We start from the raw sequence: 19,651 nt of genomic DNA, 5'->3' as shown, positions 1-19,651 counted from the left end.
ATCGCTGCTTTAGAAACGGAGCAAGCAACACAAAACACAGCAATAACAAATAATGAAACTGCAATAGCAGATCATATTACTGCTGATGAAGATACAGACGCAACTAACGAAATTCAAACAGTAGCTTCTTCAGACAGTTCTGTAAACGTAACTACAGACGCTAACAATAACATCAATTTAAGCGTAACTCCTTTTGATGATACTGCTATTCAAACACAAATTACAGAGAATGCTGATGATATTGATGCTTTAGAAACAGAACAAACAACTCAAAATACTGCGATAGCTGGTAATACAACGAATATTACAACTAACACAACAGACATCGCTGCTCTAGAAACTGAGCAAGCAACTCAAAATACAGCAATTACAAACAATGAAACTGCAATAGCAGATCATATTACTGCTGATGAAGATACAGATGCAACTAACGAAATTCAAACAGTAGCTTCTTCAGACAGTTCTGTAAACGTAACTACAGACGCGAACAATAACATCAATTTAAGTGTAACTCCTTTTGATGATACTGCTATTCAAACTCAAATCACAGAGAATGCTGATGATATTGATGCTTTAGAAACGGAGCAAGCAACTCAAAACACAACAATTACAAATAATGAAACTGCAATAGCAGATCATATTACTGCTGATGAAGATACAGATGCAACTAACGAAATTCAAACAGTAGCTTCTTCAGACAGTTCTGTAAACGTAACTACAGACGCGAACAATAACATCAATTTAAGTGTAACTCCTTTTGATGATACTGCTATTCAAACTCAAATCACAGAGAATGCTGATGATATTGATGCTTTAGAAACGGAGCAAGCAACTCAAAACACAGCAATTACAAACAATGAAACTGCAATAGCAGATCATATTACTGCTGATGAAGATACAGATGCATCTAACGAAGTAAATACCGCATTTGCTTCAGATGGTACAAATCTTTCAATAACAGATTCTAATGGAACGTTAAATATTCCTTTAACACACATAGACTCTGAAGTAACACCAGTTGTAACTACAGGAAATACAATCGCAACTCATCTTAGCGCAAGTGGAACTTCTACAAATATCACAGAAACTGTTACTACTTTCAAGCAAGATGACACTACTACAGCTTCAAATCCTGCTGCAACAGGAGAAATAACATACAAAGACGAAAAAGGTGTTGAGCACAAAGCACAAGTTGTGGCTTCAGAAACAGGCAATCAATTAGAAGTTGGTACAAATGGAGGTGCTTATTTAGGACCAACAGTCTACACTGGAACTTTTATCATTTCAGCAGAAGGAACAACAACTATATCAGGAATACCTTTCCAACCCTCACAAGTTACTTTTGTTGCCAATGCAAATGTAGAGAGCTTAAATATTGATAGCGACAATGGAACTGGTGATAATGATAGAGGTATTAACAACTCACATGGTACAATGAATGGTTTTGTAAGAAACATTGGAGGCACCTTAGCCCAACAAGTAATGTACACAGGTGGTCACGGAAACTCAATTAACGATATATCTAGATATGCAAGTAGCTCTAACTGTATTGGAGTAAGATATGGAGATCAAAACGGTAGTAGTTTAGGTAAAATTGAAGGTGCTTTTGATGCATTTACAACAGACGGCTTCACTATTTCTGTTAATTACACCAATGGAACAATTACAAGTAATAGCACAAATCCATTAGCAGACGTACAACCAACAGATATTAATAATGAAGCTTTATTAGTAATATTTACAGCTTACAAATAATATAGAAATATGAAAAAAATAAAATACATAGCTCTATTTATTATTCAAGTAAGCATAGCTCAACAATCTTTTCACAACTTTGGTAATGTACAAATCCATGATCAAGGTCAAATGGGATTCCATATCGATTTAGAAAACGATGGAACCTTTAACCAAAATTTAGGCTTAGCAGGATTCTATAACATAGATAATTCTCTAACGATATCTGGTACAGAAACACCGAGATTTAATAATATTGAAGTTTTAGTTGGTAATCATTTATTTTTAGAAGTAAATACAGAAGTTACAAATGCCCTAGACTACTTAGAAGGAGATATTATAACACCTAGAACTAATCCTGATATTTCTTTAGACTATTTAAATGATGCAATATTTACTCTAGAAGACGACTTAAGAAATGTTGACGGCTATGCTTCTATAACTAGTGATCAATCGTTTACCTTCCCTATTGGGCAAGACAACAAATTAAGACCTTTACTAATTCCATTTCAACCAGGAATCTCAAAATTTAAAGCCGCTTATTTTAACGAAGACCCAAACTTCCCTTCTACTTTTGCAGAAAGTTTCAACACAAATAATTCTCAAGGCATAATAAATATAATTAGCACGCAGGAGTTTTGGGATTTTAATGGAGAGAATAAAACATTAGTTACACTTACTTGGGACCAGGAAAGCCAAATCATTAACTTAGTAGAAGACCTTTTAAATCTAAGAGTTGTTGGTTGGAGCAAAACTGAACAAAGATGGCTAGACTTAGGAAACACAGATATTTCTGGCGATTTAAATAACGGAACAATTAGCTCGTTTGAATTTATTCCAAATGATTTTGAAATTATAACTTTTGGAGCTTTAATAGGCAGCGATGGTTTAACAGTTTACAACGGAATTAGTCCTAATAATGATGGCTTAAACGACGTTTTTATAATAGAAGGTGTAGAACTTTTTAATAACAACCTAAAAATATTTAACCGTTGGGGAAGAGTAGTTTACGATGTCGAAAATTACAAAAACACTTTCAATGGTGTTGCTAACAAAAAAGTAGTTGGAACAAAAGGTAACAAGCTACCTGTAGGCACTTATTTTTATGTATTAGAATTAGCAGAAGAAAACAAAAGTTACTCTGGCTGGATATATATTAATTACTAATTATAAAGTTTTATAAAAGTGGTATCCAAAAATCTCATATCCTTCATTATAATAAAACTTATGAGAAGGGTAATTTTGGACGTAAGTGTTTAATTCAGATGTATTACAACCTTTAGATTTAGCATAATCATACAGCCATTTAAAGAAGTTTTTACCTAAACCTTTACCTTGATAATTAGTTTCAATATAAACATGATCTACTTCCATAGATTTACCAGAATAATGTCTAGTTTGAAACCACATACCACAAACGCCAATTAGCTTTTCTTCATCGTAAATACCAGCACATTCGTAATTTTGCTCAACCATTTCTGCAAATCGCTCTTTTAAAACAGCATCTGAATTTTTATTATTTGTTAATTTTTGTATTAACGGAATAATAGTATTTATATCTTTTTTATCAATAATTTTAAAACTGAAAGGCGTGGCATGAATTTTTGACAAATTTAGTTAAATTTGAAAATATAAAACTACAACATTTCATGTCTAAAAAGGTCGAAGCTATAAATAACTCAGAAATTGAAATTAAGCAAATAAATGGCTTAGAAACAATACCGATAAGACATATCGTATTACGAAAAGGTAAACCAATTGAAACTTGCACATTCCCTGAAGACAATCTAAATAGTTCCTTTCACTTTGGTCTATATTACCAAAAAAAATAGTTGGAGTATGCTCTTTTCTATTAGATCAATCTCCTTCTTTTAAAGAATCTAAACAATATAGATTAAGAGCGATGGCCGTTCTAGAAGAGTACCAAGGTTTCCATTTTGGAAAGCAGTTATTAACTCACGGAGTCCATTTTTTGAAAGAAAAAGAAATTGAACGTTTATGGTTTAATGCTAGAGTAATTGCTTTAAATTTCTACAAAAATAATGGGTTCGAAACCATTGGTAATGTTTTCGATGTACCAACCGTAGGCGATCATTACTTAATGCACAAAAAATTATGAATAGAAAAACAGTTATAAAACAGACAATATTAATTACAATAATTCTTATCTCTTTTTTTCAATTTAGTCATGCTCAAACTACTATATCCCAAGAAGAATTAATAGGTAAAGGTAAACCTGAATTATTTGGTGATGGTTACAAGTTAAGAGAAGCCGCTTATATTTCTTTTAAAAAGATGCAAGCCGAAGCTCTAAAAAGCAATATAAAAATAGGAGCCGTTTCTAGTTACAGAAGTTTCTCACATCAAAAACGTATTTGGGAACGCAAATTCAATAGCAATAAATCTAACGGTCTTTCCACTACAGAAAACATTAAAAAAATAATAGAATACTCAACCATTCCTGGAACTTCTCGTCATCATTGGGGAACAGACATCGATATTTATCAAACCAATGTAAAACAACCAAGAGGCTTATTACTGGAAAGTAATTTTCATAATAATGGTGCTTTTTGCAAATTAAAAGAATGGATGGATATACATGCAAAAGATTATGGTTTCCATTTAGTTTATACTGATTTCCCCAACAGAAAAGGCTTCAAATATGAACCTTGGCATTACAGCTACAAGCCACTATCTTCTCAATATTTAAAAGACTACAAAAAATTAGATATTGCTAATATTCTTAAAAATGATAAACTTTTAGGTAGCGAAAACTTCACTAAAGATTTTATTACTAAATATACTGCAGAAAACATTTTAGATATTAATCCAAACCTATTGTAATCATATACTTTCTAAAGCGTGATTAGACAGGTATAAAAATTTATTTTTTCAAAAAAAATAATAGAAACCTATAAATCTAAACGCAATCGTTTTCGTTTAATTATAATATAAAGTCCTGCATTAGCGGGACTTTTCTTTTTATATTTGTTATTCAAATTCTAAGAAAATGAACAAAAAAGTCATCCTAATGATACTTGATGGTTGGGGAAAAAGCCCAGACCCAAAAGTTTCTGCTATAGATAATGCCAATACTCCTTTTATAGATAGTCTGTATTCTAAATACCCAAATGCCCAATTACGAACAGACGGTTTACATGTTGGTTTACCAGAAGGACAAATGGGAAACAGTGAAGTTGGACACATGAATTTAGGCGCTGGACGTATTGTTTATCAAGACTTAGCGAAAATTAATTTAGCAATAGAAAACAACACTTTAGCACAAGAAAAAGTATTAGTAGATGCTATTAATTACGCTAAAGCGGAAGGTAAAAACATTCATTTATTAGGTTTGGTTAGTAATGGCGGTGTGCACTCTCATATTAACCACATCAAAGCATTAGTAGATGCTACCGAGAGTGCTGGTGTAAAAAACACATATATTCATGCATTTACAGATGGTCGTGATGTAGATCCAAAATCTGGAAAAGGCTTTATAGAAGACCTAGAAAACTATACACAGAATAAAAATACAGAAATAGCGTCTATAACTGGTCGTTATTACGCAATGGATCGCGATAACCGTTGGGAACGCGTAAAACTGGCTTACGACGCTTTAGTTAATGGTGCTGGTGAATTATCTAATAATTTAACAGAAAGCATTCAAAAGCATTATGATGCAAATATTACAGACGAATTTATAAAACCAATTATAAAATCGAATACTGAAGGGCTACCATTAGCCACAATAAAAGAAGACGATGTTGTTATTTTCTTCAATTTTAGAACAGATAGAGGTCGTGAGTTAACCGATGCTCTGTATCAAAACGATCACCACGAACAAAACATGCATAAATTGAATTTGTACTACGTTACAATGACCAATTATGGTGATGCTTTTAAAGGTATTCATATTATTTTCGATAAAGACAATATCACAGAAACATTAGGTGAAGTTTTAGAGAAAAACAACAAAACACAAATTAGAATTGCTGAAACTGAAAAATATCCTCACGTTACTTTTTTCTTTTCTGGAGGAAGAGAAGCTCCTTTTAAAGGTGAATCTCGCATATTAAAAAACTCACCAAAAGTAGCAACTTACGATTTAAAGCCTGAAATGAGTGCTTTTGAATTAACAGATGCTTTAGTACCAGAACTACAAAAAGGCGAAGTAGATTTTGTTTGCCTAAACTTTGCAAATGGTGATATGGTTGGACACACAGGCTCAATGTCTGCTGCCATTAAAGCATGTGAAGCTGTAGATACTTGTGTAGAAAAAGTTGTAACAACTGCGTTAGAAAACGGTTACACCACTTTGCTTATTGCAGATCATGGTAACTGTGAAACTATGATTAATCCTGATGGATCACCAAATACAGCACATACTACAAATCCTGTTCCTGTAATTTTAATAGACAACGAATTAAAAGAAATTAAAAATGGTGTTTTAGGTGACTTAGCTCCTACTATATTAAAACTTATAGGTGTTGAAAAACCTAAAGTTATGACGCAGGAATCGTTAGTCTAATAATGAAAAAGATAATAATAGTTATTCTCTTATTAATTAGCTTTTCAAACTGTACAAGCAACAGCCCTAAAAAGTTTGAAACTACAAAATGGGAAAATGCTAGTCCAAGAGAGCAAGGTCTTATGGCTTCAGATTTAGTTGAAAGTAAAATATTAATTGGCAAAAGTAAATCTGAAGTATTAGAACTTATCGGCACACCTAATGATAGTAGTGCTATTAACTTTCATTATCTTATTGAATTTGGATATATGACTCCGTTTCATTTAGATGTAAATTTTAATAAAAACAAAGTAATCGATGTAGTACTTATTGATTAATTTTTAATTGCACTTCCAACAAAACTGACAGTGACAATTTATTATTAAATCGTATTTTTGTAATCAATTAAAATTTAAATGAATATTTCTAAAGGACTTATTATTGCTGTAGATTTCGATGGTACTATTGTAGAAGATGGTTATCCTGGAATTGGAGACGAGCGTTTATTTGCGTTCGATACTTTAAAACGTTTACAAGCAGATGGACACCGTTTAATTTTATGGACCTATCGCCATGGAAAAAAACTTGATGAGGCAGTCGAATACTGTAAAACCAACGGTATTGAGTTTTATGCCATAAATAAAAGTTTTCCTGAAGAAGAAACTTTAGAAAATGCTAGCAGAAAAATTCATGCCGATTTATTTATAGACGATAGAAATATTGGAGGTATACTTGGTTGGGGAGAAATATATCAAATGCTTACAAACGAAACACCTCAACCCAACAAGAAAAAGAAAAAAGGATGGTTTAAATTTTAACCACCTATCATTTCAAAATAAGATTTATCTATTGCCTCTCTATGATTGGGATGCGCAATATTTACCAATTCTTTTACACGCTGCTTTATTGTTTTACCATACAAGTCTGCAACACCATATTCGGTTACTACATATTGTACATGAGAACGCGTAGTAACAACTCCGGCACCTGTTTTTAAAGTAGGAACAATTCGACTAATACCCTTATTTGTAATAGATGGCAATGCAATAATAGCTTTACCGCCTTTACTTAAAGAAGCACCTCTAATAAAATCCATTTGCCCTCCTACTCCAGAATACATATTCGCACCAATAGAGTCCGCACAAACCTGTCCAGTTACATCCACTTCTATTGCTGAGTTTATAGCAACCATTTTTGGGTTTTGTTTAATTATCGACACATCATTTGTATAATTTGAAGCTCGCATTTCTACAAAAGGATTATCATCTACATAATCATACAAACGTTGAGAACCTATTAAAAAAGTTGACAATGCACGACCTCGATTAATAGCTTTATAATTTCCAGTTATAACATTATTAATAATTAAATCTATTACACCATCCGAAAACATTTCGGTATGCAATCCTAAATCTTTATGATTAGTTAATCTTGTTAACACTGCATTTGGAATACTTCCAATTCCCATTTGAAGTGTGCTTCTATCTTCAATTAAATTAGCAACATATTCACCTATTTTCTCTTCAATAGCATTTGGCGCAACAACATCGTGGCCTGGAAGCGGTTGATGATCTTCTACAAAAATGTCAATTTCTGAAACATGAATAATACCTGCTCCATGAGTTCTAGGCATAAATTTATTAACCTGAGCTATAACAGTCGTTGCATTTTCAATAGCAGCTAATGTTGCTTCTACAGACACTCCTAAAGAACAATACCCATGGCGATCTGGTACAGAAACATGAATAAAAGCAACATCTAAATCAACTATATTTCGTTTAAACAACGAGGGTAATTCGCTTAAAAAAACAGGAGTATATGATCCATTTCCAGCCTTTAAAGTATGTCTTACATTTTTTCCAATGAAAAAAGAATTGACATGAAAACTATCTCGAAATTCGGGATTTGCGTAAGGTGCAGCACCTTCTGTGTGTAAATGACAAATTTCTACTTTCTCTAATTCCTCATGCCTAGCAGACAATACTTGTATTAAAGATTGAGGAGCTGCCGCTGCTGCTTGAATATATACTCGATTATTCGACTTTACAACTTTTACAGCTTCTGCTGCAGTAACTGGAGAAAACATATTATTAATTTTAGAGTACAAAAATACTACCCGTACAACTCTTAAAAACTGTCAAAAGTCATGTTTTGAAAACAAAAAAAGCATTTTATTTTGAGTATCTTTGCGCCAATAATTTCGAATTATGATTATAGTAAAAACAAGAGAAGAAATAGAATTAATGAGAGAAGCTGCACTTGTAGTTTCTAAAACATTAGGAGAAGTTGCCAAAGCTGTTAAACCGGGCGTAACAACATTAGAATTAGATAAAATTGCAGAAGAATGTATTAGAGACCAAGGTGCAATACCAGGTTTTTTAGGTCTTTATGATTTTCCAAATACACTTTGCATGAGTCCAAACTCTCAAGTTGTACACGGCATACCTAATAATACACCTTTAGTAGAAGGCGATATTATTTCTATAGATTGTGGTTCTATAAAAAATGGTTTTTATGGTGATCATGCTTACACTTTTGCTGTAGGTGAAATAGATCCTGAAACTGAAAAATTATTACAAGTCACCAAAGAGTCTTTATACGTTGGTATTAAAGAATTAAAAGTTGGTAATCGTGTTGGTGATGTTGGTTATGCCATACAGAAATATTGCGAAGATCATGGTTATGGTGTTGTTAGAGAACTTGTAGGACACGGTTTAGGTCGTGTTATGCATGAAGATCCAGAAATGCCAAACTATGGTAAACGTGGTCGTGGTAAAAAGTTTATTGAAGGTATGGTTGTTGCCATCGAACCTATGATAAATCTTGGAACACAACGCATTAAACAACATAGAGATGGTTGGACTATTACAACTCAAGATGGTAAGCCTAGTGCGCATTTTGAACATGATGTAGCTATACTAGACGGAAAACCTGAGATACTATCTACTTTTGCTTATGTATATGAAGCTTTAGGTATTACTTCTACAGAAGAAGATGAATTTAGACAGAAGGCTTTAGTACTTTAATTTATGAAAGTAAAACACATATTAGCATTTATTATTTTTGGATTCATTTTCAACATTATTGGTACTTTATTTAAAATTCAACATTGGCCATACGCAGGTGAAATACTAACTATTGGGACATTAATAAAAGTAATTTTTGGAATACTTTTAATATTGAAAATTCTTACGACTGATAAATTTAAAGAATTTTTAAATTGGTAAATTAAGTTGAAAAAACTCTTCAAAATAATTCTAAATATTATTCCTAGACCTTTATTAATAAGGTTAAGTTATATTGCTCGACCAGTTTTAGCATTCTTTTTAAAAGGAAACAAATTCACTGATCCTATTGACGGAAAAAGCTTTAAAAGCTTTTTGTCTTATGGTTACGAAACGCAACGTGAAAATGTACTATCTCCTTCTACTTTATCTTTAGAAAGACATCGATTATTATGGTTGTATTTACAAAATGAAACCGATTTCTTTTCTGCTGAAAAAAGCGTACTTCATTTTGCACCAGAACAATGTTTTTTAAAACGTTTTAGAGCCTTAGATAATTTAGACTATACAACTACAGATTTACTATCTCCAATTGCAGATGTAAAAGCAGACATATGCAACCTTCCGTTTAAAGACAATAGTTACGATATTATTTTATGTAATCATGTTTTAGAGCATATTCCTGATGATACTAAAGCCATGCAAGAACTGTTTCGTGTTATGAAACCTGGTGGTTATGGCGTATTTCAGATTCCTCAAGATTTATCTAGAATAACAACGTTTGAAGACGATACTATAACAGACAAAAAAGAACGCGCTAAAATATTTGGACAGTACGATCATGTGCGTGTTTATGGTTACGATTACTTTAGTAAGCTTAGAGACATAGGTTTTATGGTTAATGAAGAAGATTACACCGCAAGACTTACAAAAGAAGACGTTGAAAAATACTGTTTAGCTAAAGGAGAAATTATCCCGATAGTTTATAAATAAAAAACACAATGACACAAGAAATTATAATCGCTACAGGTGCCTTTTTTGGTATGTTTTCAGTCATTTTTGGAGCCTTTGGTGCACATGCCTTAAAGAAGATTTTATCTGCAGAACAATTAAACAGTTTTGAAGTTGGCGTACAATATCAAATGTATCATGCTATAGTATTATTGGTTTTAGGATTTTACGCTCCAAATATAACTGCTGCCATATATTGGTGTTTTACAATAGGTATTGTTTTATTTTCTTTTAGTATTTATGGCTTAATTTTATCTAGTGCCAAAGGAAAAAAGTTTCGCTTTCTAGGACCAGTAACTCCAATTGGTGGTTTACTTTTAGTTATTGGCTGGTTGCTTTTATTAATTAATGCTTTCTAATAAACTATTAATATTGATACTGTATATTATTAACTAAAACGGTTGATTATGCGGTGAGTACTTCCGCGGAAGCGAAAAAAAAAAAAAAAAAAAAAAAAGAGAAGCCAATTACAGACTTCCCTTTTTCAAGAATTGATTAATAGCGTCTTTTATATTATTAGCCTATTACTTTTGAAAGCTTAATGGTTTCGCCACACATTTCGCTTTTTATTTTAAAAATAACATCTCCCTTTTTTCCTTTATTTGCCCAACGCACTTCTTTACCTACATTACAAGAAATACTTGTTTTTGATCCTTTATTTAAAGACACAAAATCTGTTCCCGTATAAATACTAACTTTCTCTTTAGTATCGTTTACTAAAGAAAAACTACCTGCTATAGCTATTTCAGTTTTTTCAATAGTATCAAGGTTTGTTTCTACCTCTGAAAAAGAGGCAAATACTAATGCACTTGACGCGATAATTATTGTTTTCATATTGATTTGTTTTTACTTATTGACATATATAATTACAGAATATAAAACCGTAAACAATTTTGCTTAAAAAAGTACTTACTTCTTTTTCGTAATGCAAAACTACTGTAAAACAATTATTTAACTGATTAAAAAAAAACGTCTATTTGAGTCATTTAGACTTTTTTACATATTTTTTATAAACAAAAACAACGATAAGTATTCTCTGTCCTTTTAGTAAAAAAAATGCAACAAAAAATCTCGTAAACATTACGCTCACGAGATTCAAACTAAATTAATTTCTATTGATTTTTTTTGAATTCAATAAATTTTTAATTGTCTTTAAAATTCAACTTTTGATTTTAAAGAATTTGCTTTTGATTTTGTTGCATTTTTCTTATCCTCTAAAGCTTTAGCTTTGGTTTCAATTTTGGCTTTTTTTGCTTTTACTTTTGCTTTTGATTTTGATTTTAAAGCCTTAGGTTTATCTAAAACATCGTTAACTTTACTATCTGCATTATCTACAGCTGTATTTACTTTGTTTTCTGCATTTTCAACCTTTGCATCTGCTTTTTTCACTTTTGCTTCCGCTTTTTTTAGACCTCCAAGTTGTGCGTTACTTTGCATAGAAATACAAAGTACAAATGCTAATAGACTGATTTTTAATAAATTTCTCATAATTTAATTATTTATTATTATTTTGCTATACTTACCATATAGTCTTTGTTTGTTTTTTTAAATCTGCTTTTTTTACTTTTTCTATTATTAAAATTCACCAACGTATTTCATTGCGTATTCCATTGCCTTTTCTTTTGTCATAGTAGCAACTTTAGCTTTGTCTTTACTAAAAAAGTCTACCAATGTTTCTCCTACAGCTTCATTTCTTGCTTTTTTTTCTCGAACCATTACTAAACTGTTTTTATCGTACATAAAAACCATATTCATTCTGTTACGAAATATGGTTATTTTTGCTTTTTTAGAGGTAGCTTCATCAAACACAAAATATGCTGGCATACTGCCTTTAGTAAGCCTAAGTGTCATCATTTTTGTTGTACCTGGTGCGCCAACTGCTAGAAATACTTCTTTTGTTTCTTGGCCGGAAATGCCCATTTCATTTAATGAATAATATTTTCCATCAAACGCATCATTTTTAGGGAAATAATCTTGTGCATTTACACTTAATGTAGTTACAAATAATACTAATAATAATCCTTTTAATTTCATCTTGTTTAGTTTTAAATTAATTTATATTTATTTTAAATTTGATTGTTAGCAATTAACTTTTATAAGCTAAGTACTATTCAATTTTTTTATTATTGCTTAAAGCTTATACTATTATTTTACTGTAATACTTTTACCGCACGCAGTGTTAGCGGTATAACAAAGAACTCCTGAATCTGTCCTTTGATCGGTATAATTATAAACGTAATCATCATTACAATCTACTCTTGTAGAACCGCCATCCCATACTTTTTTTGCCTGAAAATTATTATCTCCTTTTACAGACACGTAAATAGTTCTACCTGTTTCATTATTAATGGTTACTGAAGTTCTCTCCATAAATGCTTGGTGAGCTCTTAATTTTATATACTCAGGTGTTTTTTCTAAAGAATCATTATATTTTTTTATATCTGCTTCGCCTTTATCTCTTGCTCTTACTATGTTTTTATCACTTTTTAATTGTGCAGGTTTTCTGGCATCTTGCTTTGCTTTCATAGCAACTAAATAATTAGTAATAGTTTTACCCAAATCTTTTATTACTAAGCCTTTAAATGCTTTTGCTCTCTTTTTTTGGTTTGCCTTTACTTTTTCAAAAAAAGATAATTTTTTCTTTTGTGGTTCTTCTAGTTTTTCAGCAGGTTTTAAAGATATTTCAGCTCCTTTTTTTACATAAATTTTTTCAATATTCTTGTATGATGTATTATCATCAGAAATACCTCCAAGTAAGATTACGTAATTACCTATAGATACAAATCCATCTTTTTTATATTTATGTTTTAATACAGATTCGTATGGGTATCCAGAGGCCAAATAGTAATTATCAATAGCATTATACCTGTGTTGTACATTTCCTTTATTATTGCCTTCTTCTTCAATAACAACTTCTATTTTATACCCTTCTCCAGTAGATAGATATTCTGTTTGAAATGAAACAGGAAAACGCTTGTCTGTAATTTTATAAACGCCATCTCCCTTTTCATCATAAGCAGTTAAATACTCTGTATATTTTGCTGTAGTAGAAATGTTGCTAAATAAATTGTTTTGTGCAATTGTTACTGTTGTAACTAATAGTAAGACTGCTAAAATTGTTTTTTTCATTTGTTCTATTTGTTTTTATTTCGTTGCAAAACTATTTATAAACAGACCTTTAAAGCATTCAAAAACCGTCTATTTAAGTCATTTAGTAACTATTTAAACCAAAAAGTAGCCATTTAAATCATTTGTTCTTTGCGTTTAAAAAAGCGCTTTGATTCTTTTAATGAAACCTATTTAATGACAACATTTAAAGGAGTTTAACTATCAATTACTTTGTTATAACTTTATAAGGCTCTACGAGAATAGTATGCTATTAAGAAAAACAAAACCTTGGAATGAATAGCTATACTTATCGAGCACATTTAATGATTTGATAGCGCTTTGAAAGTCGTTTTTTTTTAGCTATTACCAATTACTTAAAAATTTAGATATAGTCTAAAACAAAAAAATCTCGTAAACTTAAATACTTACGAGATTTTAATATTTGAAGAAATTTAACTATTCTAATACTCTAATAGCATTATTATATTGATCTGAAATATATAACTTACTTCCATCACTATTAAAAGACATTCCTTTAAGATCTTTAAACATCGCTGTACCAGGAGCACCATCTAAAATATTATAACCGGCTGAAGCAATTACTGTAGTTACTTCTTTTGTACTCATATTTACAGCTCTAAGCGCTCTTGTTCCTGAACCACTTCCATTTGTAAAATATAAATAGGTTTCGTTTTTGCTAAATGCTAAACTAAATACACTTCTTAATCTTGCTGCTTCTCCAATACCATCTACAGTATCTGCTTCGGTACTAGAACCTACCAAAATGGTAACATCATTAGTTTGTAAATTCATTTTTAAAATAACATTAGTGCTCGCTAAGTATAAATTTTCATCATTTGCATCTACAATCATTTGTTGTGGCGAAAAACTATCTGGTAAGTTATTCCAAGACATTGTTGACACTTGTTGTGTTGCTAAATCTATTTTTCTAATCCTTTTAGCTGTTATAACTCCTCCAATATGTTCAGACACGTACATTGTAGTTCCTGCATTATTTAAAACAATATCTTTAGGGAATGAAAAATCTGCATTTGCCCCAATTCCATCTGCATCTCCATAATTACCACTACCCGCTATAGTGGTCACCTCCATAGTTGCCATATCTATAGCTCTTATTTTATTCCACGTACCTACATATAATATTGTGTAATCTTTATTAAAAGTTAAGGTTTGAGGGTTGAAAAACGACGCAGCAGTACCCACACCATCAACACTTTGTGCTATGTTATTACCAGCAATTGTAGTTACTGTATTTGAGCCGTCTGCTACAGAAATTTTCTTAATTAGCCTTTCATTTGTATCGGTTACATAAACATCTCCATTTTGATCTACTGCAACATCTGTAGCACTCGCAAAATAGGCATCTTCTACAGTGCTCATATTTCCTGACAAAAGGATATCATTACTAGCAACTACTGGCTGCTCGTCTACATCATCATCATTACTACATGCCGTTACTAAAAAGGCCAATACTATTAACTTTACAGTTTTAAATGTGTTTGTTTTTTTCATCTTTTAATTTATTTTATTTCTGTTATTAAATTTTTGTTTTATCTTTTTATAAATCGTTTTGTTGTAATACTTCCGTCTTGATCTTCTATTTTAATTAAGTACACGCCGTTTCTCAGGTTTGATGTTTTAATGGTTTTTGAGGTTGTTTCTAAAACTTTCGTTCCTAATACAGAATAGATGCTGGCTCGTTTTAAGTTATTAGCCATTTTAATATTTAAAATTGAAGTGGTTGGATTTGGATATAGCGTTACTTTATTTTCTAAGAAACTAAAATTATTAACACCTAAAGGCAAAGAACCAAACTCGTAAGCCCCCATATCTACAGTGCTATTAAAAATACGTTGGTTACCTAAAATATCCTGAGCACCAAAAACATAGGTATTATTTCCTACACCAATTGCAGGTGATGCTGCTGTTAATGTAAAATCGTTATTTGTTACATTGGTAAATAATGGATCTGTATTTATAGTGTTTACAGCGTTTGTAATACTGCTTTCAGCAAAGCTTAAAGGATCTAAACTATTATATACATGTAAAGAATTAAAAGGGTTACCGTTCATATCTGTAATCGCTTTTGTTAATCCTCCAGTAGCAGGAACATCTCCCAATCCAGTATTATTCCAGAATATTGAGTTTGATACCGTAGCGTTATCATTAGTATTAGTATAGTTTCCAATGCTACTAATAATTACTGGTGCTCTATAACTATCGTCTATTATAGCTTTAGTACCAGTATCTTCATTATTTACAATTGTATTATTAAATAAATTAAATGTCCCATATGTGTTATTTCCAGAAGAGCGCAACACCATAGCACTCCCTGACTCTCCTGTAACCGAAGTACTTAAATCTCCCGCTATATTATTTCTAAAAACACTGTTTGAGACTGTAAAATTCACTTTTGTATCACTTCTAATCACAACATATAGACCTGAAGCATTACGTGACATATTATTTATAAATTGACAACCATCTATAATAACAGCAGGTGTTTCTGTTTGAGATAAATTTGACAAACTAAAATCGGCATAAATACCAGCAGCAGAATTTCTACTAACATTATTTTTAATAACACAGTTTTTTAGAGTAAAACTAGCTATTCCTGAATTTTTTAATATAGCACCACCAACTGTTGTTGCATTAACATTTGTATGAGCATCACTTATGGTTAAACCATCTAATAATAAGTTTTCTCCGCCAGAAGTAATATTTACAATACGGTAACTGTTATCGCTATTTCTAGTTCCATTTCCATAATTTGAAGTATAATCTGAGACATTAGCATCATTACCTTGTAAATCTCCAGATAGAATAGTTTCATTTGCTCCTTGGATTCTATCATTTATTGAAGCTTCTGTACCTGCAAAACCTCCATAAATTTTTAAGTCCTCATTTGAAACAACAAAATAAGTATTACGACTAGACGCATGTGGCTTGTATGTTCCTTCTGCAATCCAAATTTGGTTATCATCATTAACAGAAGCTAATGCACTTTGCAAATCTACATAAGCATCTGCCCAACTTGTTCCATCATTACTACCTGTAGCATCTTTATCTACATAAAAAATGCCTTGCTCTGTTGGTACATAATTATAAATACTTGTAATCTCTGCATCGGTTAAAGCATATTTATAAAAATAAATATCATCTATACTACCTGTATATGTGTCGATTGGATTAACAATCATTTGTCCTTCATCTAAAAATTGAGTTGCTAAACTATTTCCAGGAGGATCAATAACATCTGAAATATTAGTTTGAAAAACACCATCTACAAACACATCTAAAGCAATAAAATAACCACCACCTGCAGAGCTAGTTCTTAATACTATATTATGCCATTGGTTATCTGCTAAAGCAATATTCTCAATTTTATTAATAGTGCCTTGTGCACCATTATTTGATATTGCTTTAGCACTGAGGTATAAATTTACATTATCAATAGATAGTCTAAAACCAGTTGCATTAGCCCCATAAATTTGAATAATTCGTTCTCCATTAATTGTTGCATTACTCTTTATCCAAAAAGATAATGTCGAATCTGTATAACTTGTTCCCGCACCTAAAGTATGTCCTGTTAATATATTTAAACTATTTAAAGCATTGGTAGCGTTTCCAAAACGGTCAGTACCTGCTACTATTGAACCTGATAAATCTGGGCCTACAGAATTGTTTTCTAAACTACCAGCAGTAAATTCAAATTTACCATAATGACCACTTGGTAATGTTTGTGAGAATGCTAGAGATGTTACAATTAGTAACATTAAAAATAATCTTGTTTTCATAATATATAGTTTAATATGTTTGTTTGCCACAAAACTATTACGAAACAAGTATTAACATCATTCATAAAACATCTATTCGAACCACAAAACAACTATTTGATTCAAAATTGAACTATTTGGTTCAAAACAGATTTTAGAGTAAATTAAATGCATTAAAAAAGATATATTTACAGAAATAAGCACACTTAAATTTTATAATTATGGTTGCTTTTCTCTTATTAATTGTCACCTATAATTCTGTTTAGGTGTGATCTTTAATTGTATTATGAAAAAAAAATACGAAAGCCTTCTAAAGTTAGGTAGTAAAAAAAGCTACTCGAATAATCTTAATAAAAGAATACGCTTATTAAATACCTTTTGTATCATTTGGATAATTGTCGTTTTAATTTTTGTAAGTCTAGAAGTTATTGTAGGTATAGCATTAGAGTTTATCAAAAAAAACATAATTACGTTCGATTTTATTAATCTCAATTTTTTTTATGCTCATTTCTTTATACTAACCTCGCTCCCAATTATAATTATACTTAATAAGAATTTTCATTTTAAATGGGCACGCTTCTTTTTTATCTGCGTTTTTATTCTTGTTAATTGTTATGCTTCACTTATTATTTCTCCAGGACATTATGTTGAGTATTATTTTTTACTATTATCACTTATTGTCATTACTCTTTTTGAAAGAAAAAGCGTATCCTATTTTGCATTATTCATTAGCTTTTTACTCTTTTTAACTCCTTATTACTTTTATGTTGTATATCCGAAAGAATATGTAGATCGTTTAATTATTTTAGAAACCTTATGCATTTTTCTAGTAGTACACCTTTTGGTTAATTATTTTAAAGAAAGTAATATTAAAAGCGAAAGACTATTAGCTTTAGAAAGGGACAGAGTTATTTCGGATAAAATGATATTAGAAAAACAAGAAGCTCAATTACGAGAGTTAAATGAGTTTAAATCTCACTTTTTTGTAAATTTATCTCATGAAATACGCACGCCTTTAACACTAATTCAAGGGTATACGAATCAACTTAATTTTGACAAATCTGAAACAGAAAACACTCAAAAAACCTCTATTATTAAAGAGCAATGCCAGCAAATGCAAAATATTATTAATAATATTATGGATTTGAGTAAAATGGAAAGTAATCAATTTCAACTTGTAAGTACTCCTGTTGAAATACACTCTTTTTTAGAAAAACATTTCATTAATTTTCAAAGTCTATTCATAAAAAAAAACATAACATTTACATTTAACAACAATACGTTAAAAACAACTATTTTAATAGATCAAGAGTTGTTTTCTAAAGCCATTACAAACTTACTTAGCAATGCTTTAAAATTTACACCTATAAACGGAAGTGTTTCTATTAATACTTCTTTTAGCAATAAAGGGCTTAAAATTAATGTTATAGATACTGGAATTGGTATTCAAAAAGAAGACAATCAAAGCATCTTTAAACGTTTTTATCAAGTAAAGAACCATATCACAAAGAGTCAAGGCAGTGGTATAGGTTTAGCATTTACAAAAAGCATTATAGATGCTCATCAATTCTCTATTGATGTAGATAGTAGTTTTGGTAAAGGTTCTTGTTTTACCATATTTATTCCTAATACTTATGTAGAAACCATTACAGATAAAGCAGTAGAAAAACCAATAGATACCAATAAATTAAATACAATCACCAAAGAGAGCTCGTTAAAAGCAACATCAAAAACCAATAATAAAACAATACTTTTAGTAGAGGATCATAAGCAAATGAGAGACTACTTAAAAAAAGTTTTAAAGAATTACACTATAACTGAAGCTGAAAATGGAAAAGAAGCTCTTGATATTATTAAAACCAAAAGTTTCGATTTAATTTTAACAGACTACATGATGCCTGTATTAGATGGAGAAGCCTTAGTAAAACAGCTAAAAAAGGAACAAAACAAAACACCAATTATTGTACTTACTGCACGCTCAGACCAACAAGGAAAACTATCCATGCTGCGTTTAGGAATTGATGGCTATTTACAAAAACCTTTTATAGAAGAAGAACTTTTAATGAATGTTAAAAACTCAATATCGCTTTACAAAAATGTAAAGGAATTTGACAAAGTCAATACTCAGGAAGAAGTTAAAAACTTAAACGCATATGCCGATAAATTTAATACTAAAATAACAACTTATATTAATAGCAACATAAATTCGCCACTATTAACAGTAGATGGTATTGCTGAGTATATGAAAATTTCTAGGAGCACACTTAACAGGAAAGTTAAAAGTATACTAGGTCAAACTGTGAGTCAATTAATACAAGAAGCCCGTTTAGAGAAAGCACGAAATTTAAGAGCCGAAGATCCTTTTGCTACTAAAAAACAAATTGCAGAAGCGGTTGGCATTACAAATACCACTTATTTATTTGACAAATTAAAAGAACGTTATGGCGTTTAAAACACATACTATACAACTCGCTTAAAACAAAAAAAGC

The 19,651-nt window shown here is 30.8% G+C and carries 20 protein-coding genes; 12 read left to right on the top strand and 8 right to left on the bottom strand.

The features are described from left to right. Together ASC41_RS16895 and ASC41_RS00345 are read left to right on the top strand one after the other, a co-directional pair. The coding region (locus tag ASC41_RS16895) for a hypothetical protein (RefSeq protein ID WP_420835917.1) at nucleotides 1-1,755 on the top strand (1,755 nt) is incomplete at its 5' end. 9 nt (nucleotides 1,756-1,764) lie between these two features. Then, the gene (locus ASC41_RS00345; protein WP_055434656.1) at nucleotides 1,765-2,901 is read left to right on the top strand and encodes a T9SS type B sorting domain-containing protein; all 1,137 of its coding nucleotides are present in this window, start codon (nucleotides 1,765-1,767) and stop codon (nucleotides 2,899-2,901) included. Here the strand turns inward: ASC41_RS00345 and ASC41_RS00340 are convergent, their stop codons facing one another. Next, nucleotides 2,902-3,345, bottom strand: coding sequence for a GNAT family N-acetyltransferase (locus ASC41_RS00340; RefSeq protein ID WP_420835916.1), 444 nt, complete (start codon nucleotides 3,343-3,345; stop codon nucleotides 2,902-2,904). 202 nt (nucleotides 3,346-3,547) lie between these two features. On the opposite strand from ASC41_RS00340, the gene ASC41_RS00330 reads away from it, so the two are divergent. From ASC41_RS00330 to ASC41_RS00310, 5 genes are all read left to right on the top strand, one after another. Next, nucleotides 3,548-3,853, top strand: a complete 306-nt coding sequence (locus tag ASC41_RS00330) for a GNAT family N-acetyltransferase (protein ID WP_083477106.1) — start codon at nucleotides 3,548-3,550, stop codon at nucleotides 3,851-3,853. Beyond that, the gene (locus ASC41_RS00325) at nucleotides 3,850-4,578 is read left to right on the top strand and encodes a M15 family metallopeptidase (protein ID WP_055434653.1); all 729 of its coding nucleotides are present in this window, start codon (nucleotides 3,850-3,852) and stop codon (nucleotides 4,576-4,578) included. Before ASC41_RS00330 ends, ASC41_RS00325 begins: the two co-directional genes overlap by 4 nt. 166 nt (nucleotides 4,579-4,744) lie before the next feature. After that, nucleotides 4,745-6,262 carry a 2,3-bisphosphoglycerate-independent phosphoglycerate mutase gene (gene gpmI, locus ASC41_RS00320; RefSeq protein ID WP_055434652.1) on the top strand — a complete coding sequence of 506 codons (1,518 nt, stop codon included), beginning with the start codon at nucleotides 4,745-4,747 and terminating at the stop codon, nucleotides 6,260-6,262. 2 nt (nucleotides 6,263-6,264) lie between these two features. Beyond that, nucleotides 6,265-6,579, top strand: a complete 315-nt coding sequence (locus ASC41_RS00315) for a hypothetical protein (RefSeq protein ID WP_055434651.1) — start codon at nucleotides 6,265-6,267, stop codon at nucleotides 6,577-6,579. Nucleotides 6,580-6,657: 78 nt separating this feature from the next. After that, on the top strand, nucleotides 6,658-7,059 hold the full coding sequence (locus ASC41_RS00310; protein ID WP_055434650.1) for a BT0820 family HAD-type phosphatase: 402 nt from the start codon (nucleotides 6,658-6,660) through the stop codon (nucleotides 7,057-7,059). Here ASC41_RS00310 and ASC41_RS00305 read toward each other — a convergent pair. After that, complete coding sequence (locus ASC41_RS00305) at nucleotides 7,056-8,327, bottom strand: acetyl-CoA hydrolase/transferase family protein (RefSeq protein WP_055434649.1); 1,272 nt, start codon at nucleotides 8,325-8,327, stop codon at nucleotides 7,056-7,058. The genes ASC41_RS00310 and ASC41_RS00305 overlap by 4 nt on opposite strands. 121 nt (nucleotides 8,328-8,448) lie before the next feature. On the opposite strand from ASC41_RS00305, the gene map reads away from it, so the two are divergent. From map to ASC41_RS00285, 4 genes are read left to right on the top strand one after another with little or no spacing between them, the layout of a single operon-like run. Further along, nucleotides 8,449-9,267, top strand: coding sequence for a type I methionyl aminopeptidase (gene map / locus ASC41_RS00300; protein WP_055434648.1), 819 nt, complete (start codon nucleotides 8,449-8,451; stop codon nucleotides 9,265-9,267). 3 nt (nucleotides 9,268-9,270) lie between these two features. Next, nucleotides 9,271-9,468: a GldL-related protein gene (locus ASC41_RS17310; RefSeq protein ID WP_055434647.1), complete on the top strand. Its 198-nt coding sequence runs from the start codon at nucleotides 9,271-9,273 to the stop codon at nucleotides 9,466-9,468. A gap of 6 nt (nucleotides 9,469-9,474) precedes the next feature. Next, nucleotides 9,475-10,239, top strand: coding sequence for a class I SAM-dependent methyltransferase (locus tag ASC41_RS00290; RefSeq protein ID WP_055434646.1), 765 nt, complete (start codon nucleotides 9,475-9,477; stop codon nucleotides 10,237-10,239). A gap of 8 nt (nucleotides 10,240-10,247) precedes the next feature. Next, on the top strand, nucleotides 10,248-10,616 hold the full coding sequence (locus ASC41_RS00285; protein ID WP_055434645.1) for a DUF423 domain-containing protein: 369 nt from the start codon (nucleotides 10,248-10,250) through the stop codon (nucleotides 10,614-10,616). 157 nt (nucleotides 10,617-10,773) lie between these two features. Here the strand turns inward: ASC41_RS00285 and ASC41_RS00280 are convergent, their stop codons facing one another. From ASC41_RS00280 to ASC41_RS00255, 6 genes are all read right to left on the bottom strand, one after another. Beyond that, nucleotides 10,774-11,091: a hypothetical protein gene (locus tag ASC41_RS00280; protein WP_055434644.1), complete on the bottom strand. Its 318-nt coding sequence runs from the start codon at nucleotides 11,089-11,091 to the stop codon at nucleotides 10,774-10,776. A gap of 318 nt (nucleotides 11,092-11,409) precedes the next feature. Continuing rightward, the gene (locus tag ASC41_RS00275) at nucleotides 11,410-11,745 is read right to left on the bottom strand and encodes a hypothetical protein (RefSeq protein WP_152971388.1); all 336 of its coding nucleotides are present in this window, start codon (nucleotides 11,743-11,745) and stop codon (nucleotides 11,410-11,412) included. Nucleotides 11,746-11,832: 87 nt separating this feature from the next. Then, nucleotides 11,833-12,291 (bottom strand): hypothetical protein, encoded by a 459-nt coding sequence (locus ASC41_RS00270; RefSeq protein ID WP_055434642.1) that lies wholly within the window; start codon nucleotides 12,289-12,291, stop codon nucleotides 11,833-11,835. A gap of 111 nt (nucleotides 12,292-12,402) precedes the next feature. Next, nucleotides 12,403-13,386 (bottom strand): SPFH domain-containing protein, encoded by a 984-nt coding sequence (locus tag ASC41_RS00265; RefSeq protein ID WP_055434641.1) that lies wholly within the window; start codon nucleotides 13,384-13,386, stop codon nucleotides 12,403-12,405. A gap of 435 nt (nucleotides 13,387-13,821) precedes the next feature. Further along, complete coding sequence (locus tag ASC41_RS00260) at nucleotides 13,822-14,898, bottom strand: NHL repeat-containing protein (RefSeq protein ID WP_055434640.1); 1,077 nt, start codon at nucleotides 14,896-14,898, stop codon at nucleotides 13,822-13,824. 38 nt (nucleotides 14,899-14,936) lie between these two features. Then, entirely contained in the window at nucleotides 14,937-17,183 is a 2,247-nt protein-coding gene (locus ASC41_RS00255; protein ID WP_055434639.1) for a T9SS type A sorting domain-containing protein, read from the bottom strand. Between the two features lie 265 nt (nucleotides 17,184-17,448). On the opposite strand from ASC41_RS00255, the gene ASC41_RS00250 reads away from it, so the two are divergent. After that, a complete protein-coding gene (locus ASC41_RS00250; protein WP_055434638.1) occupies nucleotides 17,449-19,614 on the top strand; it encodes a response regulator in 2,166 nt (721 codons plus the stop codon). The last annotated feature ends 37 nt before the right edge of the window (nucleotides 19,615-19,651 follow it).

The organism is Lacinutrix algicola (genome assembly GCF_001418085.1).
Lineage (GTDB): Bacteria > Bacteroidota > Bacteroidia > Flavobacteriales > Flavobacteriaceae > Lacinutrix > Lacinutrix algicola.
Note: the sequence above shows the minus strand (reverse complement) of the source record. Positions and strands in the feature narration are given on the sequence as shown.

Bases quoted from the DNA above. Each gene is read 5' to 3' on its own strand.
- ASC41_RS17310 (WP_055434647.1), top strand. From the start codon at position 9,271: ATGAAAGTAAAACACATATTAGCATTTATTATTTTTGGATTCATTTTC.
- ASC41_RS00315 (WP_055434651.1), top strand. From the start codon at position 6,265: ATGAAAAAGATAATAATAGTTATTCTCTTATTAATTAGCTTTTCAAAC.
- map (WP_055434648.1), top strand. From the start codon at position 8,449: ATGATTATAGTAAAAACAAGAGAAGAAATAGAATTAATGAGAGAAGCT.
- ASC41_RS00255 (WP_055434639.1), bottom strand. From the start codon at position 17,183: ATGAAAACAAGATTATTTTTAATGTTACTAATTGTAACATCTCTAGCA.
- ASC41_RS00325 (WP_055434653.1), top strand. From the start codon at position 3,850: ATGAATAGAAAAACAGTTATAAAACAGACAATATTAATTACAATAATT.
- ASC41_RS00305 (WP_055434649.1), bottom strand. From the start codon at position 8,327: ATGTTTTCTCCAGTTACTGCAGCAGAAGCTGTAAAAGTTGTAAAGTCG.
- ASC41_RS00310 (WP_055434650.1), top strand. From the start codon at position 6,658: ATGAATATTTCTAAAGGACTTATTATTGCTGTAGATTTCGATGGTACT.
- ASC41_RS00270 (WP_055434642.1), bottom strand. From the start codon at position 12,291: ATGAAATTAAAAGGATTATTATTAGTATTATTTGTAACTACATTAAGT.
- ASC41_RS00265 (WP_055434641.1), bottom strand. From the start codon at position 13,386: ATGAAAAAAACAATTTTAGCAGTCTTACTATTAGTTACAACAGTAACA.
- ASC41_RS00260 (WP_055434640.1), bottom strand. From the start codon at position 14,898: ATGAAAAAAACAAACACATTTAAAACTGTAAAGTTAATAGTATTGGCC.
- ASC41_RS00280 (WP_055434644.1), bottom strand. From the start codon at position 11,091: ATGAAAACAATAATTATCGCGTCAAGTGCATTAGTATTTGCCTCTTTT.
- ASC41_RS00285 (WP_055434645.1), top strand. From the start codon at position 10,248: ATGACACAAGAAATTATAATCGCTACAGGTGCCTTTTTTGGTATGTTT.
- ASC41_RS00275 (WP_152971388.1), bottom strand. From the start codon at position 11,745: ATGAGAAATTTATTAAAAATCAGTCTATTAGCATTTGTACTTTGTATT.
- ASC41_RS00345 (WP_055434656.1), top strand. From the start codon at position 1,765: ATGAAAAAAATAAAATACATAGCTCTATTTATTATTCAAGTAAGCATA.
- gpmI (WP_055434652.1), top strand. From the start codon at position 4,745: ATGAACAAAAAAGTCATCCTAATGATACTTGATGGTTGGGGAAAAAGC.
- ASC41_RS00250 (WP_055434638.1), top strand. From the start codon at position 17,449: ATGAAAAAAAAATACGAAAGCCTTCTAAAGTTAGGTAGTAAAAAAAGC.